The organism is Mesorhizobium sp. M7A.F.Ca.ET.027.02.1.1, assembly GCF_004022985.1.
Classification (GTDB): Bacteria; Pseudomonadota; Alphaproteobacteria; order Rhizobiales; family Rhizobiaceae; genus Mesorhizobium.
In genome coordinates, this window is the sequence record NZ_RZOL01000023.1 from 23914 (window position 1) to 31733 (window position 7820).

Genomic DNA, 7820 nt, shown 5'->3' on the forward strand with positions numbered 1-7820 from the left:
GACACGGATCACAGACAGGGGTTGTCACGGACATGCTGACGGACAGGCAGGCACGCGAGGCGGTGGAGCAGTACCGCGAGGAAGGATACGCGGTCGTTCGACAATTCGTCGACGGCGACGAGATGATCCGGCTGAAGAAGGAAACCGATGCAATCTATGCCGAAGGCCTCAAGCATCACGCCACCTTCCGGCACGGCAACCTGAATTTCCAGATCCTGCCTGAATCGGACTTTGGCCAACGCTATGTGCTGCAGGCTTACTGGTTTTCCTGGATCAATTCCTATTTCGAAGAATTCCGCCGCAATCCCGACTATCTGAAGCTGCTCGAGAGCCTGATCGGCCGTGACATAAGGCAGATCGCCCAACAGCTGCACTGGAAGCCGCCCGGCGCCAATGTCACGGGTTATCGCTTCCACCAGGATCTGCGCTTCCGTAACCAGGCGGCCTTCGACAATGTCGCCGACGCCACCGTGACAACAGGCCTCGCGGTCGATCGGGCGACGCTGGACAATGGCTGCCTTCAGGTCGTGCCCGGCAGCCACAAGCTCGGCTATCTCGGCCTGTCGGATGAGGGAACCGGCGAGCTGATGAAGGGCCTGACCGCCGAAGAAGAGTTGCGCAAAGTCGGCATCGACCCGGCGACCATCGTTCCGCTGGTGCTGGAGCCGGGCGACCTTGCTTTATGGGGGCTGCTTACCGTGCACGGCTCCTCGCCCAACAAATCGCGGCACGACCGGGCCTTTGCGCTGTCCAGCTATGTGCGGGCCGATACGACGCAACGTGGCGAATGGGCGTTCAGGGACGGCGTTTCGGTGCCGCTCGGCAAGACGCCGGCACTGTGCAAATACGAAAAGCTCTTCGAGGAGCCGGGACCGATGTACGACACCACCGCCTGGTGGAAATGACGCTGCCGCGTCGGGCGACGGGGGCAGAGGGGGCCTGGCGTTCGCGCCAGGCCCCTGGCGGCGTTGGCCATGGACAATCGGGCAGCATTTCAGGCGGTGAAGTCGGCCGACAGTTCGCGGATCAGGAAATCGACGAACGCGCGCACCTTGGCCGCAATATAGGTGCGGTGCGGATAGAGCGCGTAGATCGGGCTGGAGCCGGGGCGAAACTCATCCAGTTGCACTTCCAGCCGGCCGTCCCTGATTGCAGCGTCGACCAGCAGGCTGGGCAGGTTGCCGATGCCGAAACCGGCGGTGGTCATCTGGTAGGCGGCCTCGACGCTGTTGGTCGAGATGCGCCCGCCGATAGCCGCATCGAAAGGGCCGTCGGGTCCGATGAATGGCCACGTGCCAAGGCGCTTGGCGAAATTGCTCAGCACGCAGGAATGGCTTGCCAGCTCATCCGGGTGGACCGGACGGCCGTTTGCATCCCAATAATCGGGCGTGGCGCAGACATAATTGCGGACTTCACCAAGCCGGCGGGCAATCAGGGCGGAATCCGCCTGACCGCCGAAGCGGATGGCCACATCGTAGCCTTCCTCGACAATGCCGACGACATAACGCGCGGTGAGGTCGAACTCGATCGTGGTGAGCGGGTTTTCTTCGAGGAATTTCGGCACCAGCTTGGTTATGCGCGTGTGGCCCAGAACATTGGAGCAGGAAACCCGGATCAGGCCGCGCGTCTCCTTGTGCAGGCCGCGCGTCGAATCCTGCAGTTCGGAAATGTCGTCGAGCAGGCTGCGGGCACGCGGAGCATAGTCGCGGCCCGCCTCGGTGAGGCTGAGACGCCTTGTGGTGCGATTGATGAGCCGGACGCCAAGGTCGTCTTCCAGTTCCTTGATGGTGCGGCTGACGGCCGTCGTCGACATGTTGAGATCGCGCGCCGCCGCCGACAGGCTGCCCAGCAGGCAGACCCGATCGAACACCCGCATCGCCGTCAGAAGATTCATCTTGCCTTCCCCTCGCCGTCGCGGCCCCGCCGCCATCGGCTGCGTCCTGTAGAGAACAGCGCCCAGCAACGACGCGGCAAGGGCATTCCACCGAATTTGGGCGTAAAATCAACAATGGGAGAACCGATATGACATCCAGACCCCTTCATCCCGCGATCGGCACATTTGCGAAAGGCGCGAAGAGCGGCGCGCTTGGCCGCCGCGAGTTCCTGGCGCTGGCCAGCGCCTTCGGCGCCAGCACGGCAATTGCCTATGGGCTCATCGGTCAGCCGGTCCCGGCGCGGGCCGAGGAAGTCGTCCAACCCAGGAAGGGCGGCGTGGTGCGTGTTGCCATGCAGGTGATGGCGTTGGAAGACCCGCGCAAGTTCAAGGTTTCGCAGATGGGCAACATCGCCATGCAGTTTCTCGAACCGCTGGTGCGCTGGAAGCCGGATTTCACCTTCGAGCCGGTGCTGCTGCAGAGCTGGGAGATCAATGCGGACGCGACGGAATATGTGCTCAAGGTGCGTCCGGGCGTGAAGTGGTCGAACGGCGACGATTTCACCGCAACAGATGTTGCCTTCAACATCACGCGCTGGTGCGAAAAGGATGCCGCCGGCAACTCGATGGCCGGGTGCATGACCGCGCTGATCGATCCCGACACCAAGGTGGCGCGCACTGGCGCCATCGAGGTTCGCGACGGCCACACCGTGGTCCTGAAACTGTCTCAGCCCGACATCACCATCATCCCAGCGATGACCGACTATCCGGCATTGATCGTCCACCACACATTCAATCCGAAGGCGGCGCCACTGTCGGCCAACCCCGTTTGCACGGGCCCGTTCGAGCTTAAAAGACTCGATGTCGGCGTTGCTGCCTCGGTGCGCAAGCGGCCGGACGGGTCGTGGTGGGGCGGCGAGGTGTTCCTCGACGGCATCGACTGGACCGACTACGGCACCGACTCGGCCGCCACCGTCTCCGCCTTCGAATCCGGTGAGATCGACCTGAACGGCCAGACGCAGTCCTATGACGTCGCCATGCTCGACAGGCTGGGCCTGAAGAAAAGCGAGATCGTCACCGCCGCCACCCTGGTCTCGCGCTGCAACGTCAACGCCAAACCCTATGACGACAAGCGCGTGCGCAACGCCATACAGCTTGCGGTCGACAACGAAGCGGTGCTGCAACTGGGCGCCGACGGCATGGGTATCGTCGCGCAGAACGATCATGTCGGACCGATGCATCCCGAACACGCCGACTTGCCGCCGATCAAACGTGATCCGGCCCGGGCCAGGGCATTGCTCGAGGAAGCTGGCCAGCTCGATTTCGAGTTTGATCTGATCTCGGTCGAAGCCGATTACCGCAAGGAAAGCTCCGATGCCGTCGCCCAGCAGATGCGCGACGCGGGCTTCAAGGTGAAACGCACCGTCATCCCGGAATCGGCATTCTGGAACGACTGGACGAAGTATCCCTTCGCGACCACCAATTGGAACGCCCGACCGCTCGGCATCCAGACCTATGCGCTTGCCTACCAGACCGGTTCGGCATGGAACGAGACAGGGTTCGCCGATCCCGACTTCGATGCCAAGGTCCACAAGGCCAACGCCATCGCCGATCCGGAGCAGCGCCGTGCGGTGATGAAGGAACTGCAGGTCATGCTGCAGGATTCCGGCATCATCGTTCAGCCCTACTGGCGAAAGCTGTTCTGCCATATGAAACCTGCCTTGATGGGTTACCAGATGCATCAAGCCTATGAGCAGGACTTCACCCGGGCCTGGCTCGCGGCCTGATCGCGGGCAACCCTTCCGACAGGCGGCGCATTTTCCGGCGCCGCCCATCGCCTGCTCACCGGGAAAGTTGCGCCGAAGCGTCGGCATCAAGGGCGTTCGAGGAGCAGTGTGGGCTTCGCATCGGGCATGATGCGCAGGTGCGGCCACACGCGCCATACCTTGGCAGGTCGGCCGGAATCCCGGGCCAGCGCACCGGACCGGCTGGCACATCAAGCGTGTGAAACATTCTGGTTTCCGCCTCTGTCATCATCAAGCTCCGGTTCATGGCTGGAGCTTACTTTTGAAAGATGGAAGTGAAACCCGCTTTCCCGGGCAACGACCTTCCCGAAAACCGGGAGAATTCGCGCTCTTGGTGCCGACAGGAACCGAAGCGGCAAGATCGAGCCGCATGAGCGGTCTGCCGCCGCCTGATGTTTAGAGATCTCAGGTCTCTGCCGCTCAATCGAACTGAATTCGCCTGCTTATTGCGCGGAACTCCAGCCTGTCTCGGGCGTTGGACGCCAATATCTGCAAGATATTTTCCGGTCGACGACAGGCAGTATTATGAAGCTGGCGAAACGCCCCGAGCCACACACGGTCTTCGGACATGAAGCAATTTTGCGGTTGAGATCGCGGAACATGCGGCGTTATTTCCATCCTATCTGGAGACCTTAAATTGCCAGTTCGAATATGCTGCGTCTTTGGCAGCTGGCAATTGCTCAGCCTGGTTGCCTCTCTTCGCCAGTCAACAATGGATGGAAGCTTCCCGGCGGGTGAGGAGCATGAGGATTACCTTCTGCTCTATGAAACGGCCGGCGTTTCCGAGCATTTCAAGACCGGTCTTGCTGAACTTGCGTCGACAGTATGGACCTGGAAACGGATCATATGGGCATACGACCTTCTGACGTCCGAGCGTAAATATGGGCAACTGCAAATTTTCCGGATCCATCGTCTGATCCGAGACACAATTGGCATCGACGCGAGTTCCGCGGTTGAAATCTGGGCCTGCTTCGTTAACCGGCCATCGGAAAATCATACCCAGAAGCCGAGATCGTTTTGTATGAGGATGGCTTGACGTCATATCTTCCATTCGAAATATCAACCATGTCACGGCCGCCAGGCACCAGGTTTAGACGGCGCATCACCGGAGCCTTGATTGCAGGACTCTCTACAATTTCACCGGCGTTCCGACTGAGGAAAGCGGCCGACAAGATAGAAAGACACCATCTGAGACGGGTGACAAAGTTTTATTCTTTGCTCCACGAAATCCCCATTCACGATGCTCTGGAGAACATACCAAGATTCCAGGTCGGCGCTTCGCTGATGCGCGACGTAATAGATGAAGCCTGCAGGGATGCGCTTTCCGACGGCAATGAACATTGCCGTGCGTCAGCCAACCCACGGATCCTGCTGCTCGGCCAGGCATTGTCGCGAAACGGCATAATGTCGTACGCGCAAGAGGCGGCGATCTATAGACGCATTGCGGAGCAGATCGTTGAGAGAGGATACGACGTCGTCTGGAAGGAACATCCCAGAATAAGCACGCCCTTCTTCCCCGAATTGCTGGATACCATCGGCAATGTGACGGCCGACGCCAGCACCAGGATCATGGAGGCGAACCTTCCGCACATATATCCGATAGAGCTTGTCGTATCCCGGATGAACATTGTTGGGTGCGTCTCCGGCACGTCAGCTGCCCTTCTCTACCTGAAGTGGCTTTACGGCATCAAAACATACACATTTGCGGAAACCTTGATCCCCCTGATGACTGGCGCGGATATTCTAATGAGCGAAATGGTGAAAGCCTATGCGGAGCCCTTTTCAGCACTCCACTCTTTGAACGAGACGCAGACGGGAATCCGTTGAACGGCGGCAACGCCGCGCTACGTCCCGGCGCATCAAGACCAGGATGAGGCGGAACAGACCTGGCTGAAAAGGCTCAAGCAAAAATTGCGGCTTTGAAAGACAACGCCGTCGATCTGAGTTTCAGCCTGAACCGCCAATACCGAGCTGGTTTCGACCTTCGCGGCGGGCAGGCACAGATTGGAGCAGAATGAGACTTCATCCAGCCGCCGAACGGATTGCTTTTTTCAGCACGCTTGTCGCTGTTCTTGTCCTTGCACTGGTGCCTATACCCGGACTCGAGGAGTACGGGATCGATATCGGTTTCCATTACGACAAGCTGAATCACGCCAGCGCCTTTGCCGTCATGACTTTCCTTGGAGGGCTCGGCTGGCCTGATCGCAAGGTCAGGCTGATCGTCTTCCTTGCAGTTGTTGGAGCGGCGATCGAGGTCCTCCAGGGCACGGCGCTGATACGACGTGATCTGGACGTGTCCGACTGGGTTGCCGATTGCGTCGGCATCGCGTGTGGCCTCGTGGCCGTGATCTGTGTGAACTGGATCTTGCGGCGCAGAGGTTGAGCCTGTTCTCAAGCCTTTGTGCACGGGGCCGATAGCCAGAGGAGTTCGCCCCCGGCTCCATTGACTCGGCGAAATCGGATTGCAACGGTCCGATCCGAGAGTGGGCGGTTTTTTCTACCTTGGCCGGACAGATGAAGCTTCGGGCGCGGCACCCAGGAAGCGCGCCATCAGTATTGAGGGACGATGACGATCAAGATCAGGCTTCCGGGTGGTGTGTTGAAGGTCAAGCAACGTCATGAGTTGCGGCGACGGGAGCACAAGGGCGAAGTCCCGGCCTGGCAGTTTGGCAAATATTTCGTCATCTGGTGGCCCAGTACAATTCCCGATCGACCCTCCAAGAGCTCGAATACTAACGAGGAGCTTGAAATGAACATTCCGTCGACTGGAGAAAGCACGTAAGCTCTATGCATCATGGCTTTGCGAATCAGATTGCCGGGGGCACACTGAAGGTGAAGACCTACCGCGAACTGCGTGATCGCGAGCGGGATCGCAGGGTGCCTGTGCTGAAACTGGGATCGCTCTATTTCGTCTGGTCCTCGGCCAAGCATCATTCGCACAGGCACAGTCCGCGGCCCTGACTGCTTGTTTGTCGCCCGGAAGGCCACCTACACACTTTTTGGAATGCTCCTGAGGCCCCGCTCCAGGCAGCGCGACCTGGGTCAGCTTGCCTCGCGCATCGCCTCGGCCGCCTGCAGGTCGACCGACACCAGTTGGCTGACGCCCTGTTCGGCCATGGTCACGCCGAACAGCCGGTTCATGCGCGCCATGGTGATGGGATTGTGTGTAATGATGACGAAACGCGTCTCGGTGGTGGCCGCCATCTCGTCCATGAGATTGCAGAAGCGCTCGACATTGTGATCGTCGAGCGGCGCGTCGACTTCGTCGAGCACGCAGATCGGCGCCGGATTGGTCAGGAACACCGCGAAGATCAGCGACATCGCCGTCAACGCCTGCTCGCCGCCGGACAGCAGCGTCATGGTCTGCGGCTTCTTGCCGGGCGGGCGGGCAAGAATTTCGAGGCCAGCCTCGAGCGGATCGTCGGATTCGATCAACTGCAATTCCGCCGTGCCGCCGCCGAACAGATGCGAGAACAGCCGCTGGAAATGGCCGTTGACGACCTCGAAGGCGGCCAGCAACCGCTCGCGGCCTTCGCGGTTGAGGCTCTGGATCGCCTGCCTGAGCTTGCGGATCGCCTCAATGATGTCCTCGCGCTCGGAGACGATCGCCTCCAGCCGGTCGGATAGCTCCTTCTGCTCCTCCTCGGCGCGCAGGTTGACGGCGCCGAGCCGTTCGCGCTCGATCTTCAGCCTGTCGAGTTGACGCTCGATCTCGGCCATCTCAGGCATCGGGCTGTCGGCCTCCAGACCGGTGTGGCGGATGACCAGATGCGGCGGCGTGTTCAGCGTTTCCTGGATGCGCGCCTCGATCTCCAGCCGGCGCTCGTCGGCCGCGGTCAGCCGCTCTTCGGCGCGAACGCGGGTCTCGCGCGCCTCGGCCAGGAACTGGATGGCGCCAGTGGCGGCCTTGTCCATTTCGGATTGCCGGTTCTCCGCTTCCTGCAGACGGTCGGCCGCCGCCTTGCGCAAGCTCTCGGCCTCGGTGAGCTGCGACAGCAAGGCACGCCGCTTGGCGTCGATTTCATCGGGAGCATCGGCCAGCCGCTCGCGTTCGGCCTCGGCCTCGGCTCTGCGTTCGCCGAGCGATGCGATCTGCGTCGAGGCGTTTTCGGCCCGCTCCAGCCAATTGCTGCGCTCGGCGC

Annotated in this window: 7 protein-coding genes; 5 read left to right on the forward strand and 2 right to left on the reverse strand. The window is 60.7% G+C overall.

What is annotated here, in order from left to right; translation table 11 throughout:
- The first annotated feature begins 32 nt into the window (after positions 1–32).
- A complete protein-coding gene (locus tag EN749_RS04910; RefSeq protein WP_245491260.1) occupies positions 33–905 on the forward strand; it encodes a phytanoyl-CoA dioxygenase family protein in 873 nt (290 codons plus the stop codon).
- Positions 906–994: 89 nt separating this feature from the next.
- Here EN749_RS04910 and EN749_RS04915 read toward each other — a convergent pair whose 3' ends face one another.
- Positions 995–1894, reverse strand: a complete 900-nt coding sequence (locus EN749_RS04915; protein ID WP_127810990.1) for a LysR family transcriptional regulator — start codon at positions 1892–1894, stop codon at positions 995–997.
- A 128-nt stretch (positions 1895–2022) separates the two neighbouring features.
- Here EN749_RS04915 and EN749_RS04920 point away from each other — a divergent pair, with 128 nt between their 5' ends.
- From EN749_RS04920 to EN749_RS04935, 4 genes are all read left to right on the forward strand, one after another.
- On the forward strand, positions 2023–3660 hold the full coding sequence (locus EN749_RS04920) for an ABC transporter substrate-binding protein (protein ID WP_128362652.1): 1638 nt from the start codon (positions 2023–2025) through the stop codon (positions 3658–3660).
- Between the two features lie 1050 nt (positions 3661–4710).
- A complete protein-coding gene (locus tag EN749_RS04925) occupies positions 4711–5505 on the forward strand; it encodes an alpha-2,8-polysialyltransferase family protein (RefSeq protein WP_245491262.1) in 795 nt (264 codons plus the stop codon).
- Positions 5506–5692: 187 nt separating this feature from the next.
- Positions 5693–6061 carry a hypothetical protein gene (locus EN749_RS04930; RefSeq protein ID WP_127810991.1) on the forward strand — a complete coding sequence of 123 codons (369 nt, stop codon included), beginning with the start codon at positions 5693–5695 and terminating at the stop codon, positions 6059–6061.
- A gap of 183 nt (positions 6062–6244) precedes the next feature.
- Positions 6245–6460 carry a hypothetical protein gene (locus EN749_RS04935; protein ID WP_127810992.1) on the forward strand — a complete coding sequence of 72 codons (216 nt, stop codon included), beginning with the start codon at positions 6245–6247 and terminating at the stop codon, positions 6458–6460.
- Positions 6461–6720: 260 nt separating this feature from the next.
- On the opposite strand, the gene EN749_RS04940 is transcribed toward EN749_RS04935, so the two are convergent.
- Positions 6721–7820 (reverse strand): chromosome segregation SMC family protein (locus EN749_RS04940; RefSeq protein WP_145990877.1); only part of this gene is annotated, 1100 nt, incomplete at its 5' end.

Bases quoted from the DNA above. Each gene is read 5' to 3' on its own strand.
- EN749_RS04910 (WP_245491260.1), top strand. From the start codon at position 33: ATGCTGACGGACAGGCAGGCACGCGAGGCGGTGGAGCAGTACCGCGAG.
- EN749_RS04915 (WP_127810990.1), bottom strand. From the start codon at position 1,894: ATGAATCTTCTGACGGCGATGCGGGTGTTCGATCGGGTCTGCCTGCTG.
- EN749_RS04920 (WP_128362652.1), top strand. From the start codon at position 2,023: ATGACATCCAGACCCCTTCATCCCGCGATCGGCACATTTGCGAAAGGC.
- EN749_RS04930 (WP_127810991.1), top strand. From the start codon at position 5,693: ATGAGACTTCATCCAGCCGCCGAACGGATTGCTTTTTTCAGCACGCTT.
- EN749_RS04935 (WP_127810992.1), top strand. From the start codon at position 6,245: ATGACGATCAAGATCAGGCTTCCGGGTGGTGTGTTGAAGGTCAAGCAA.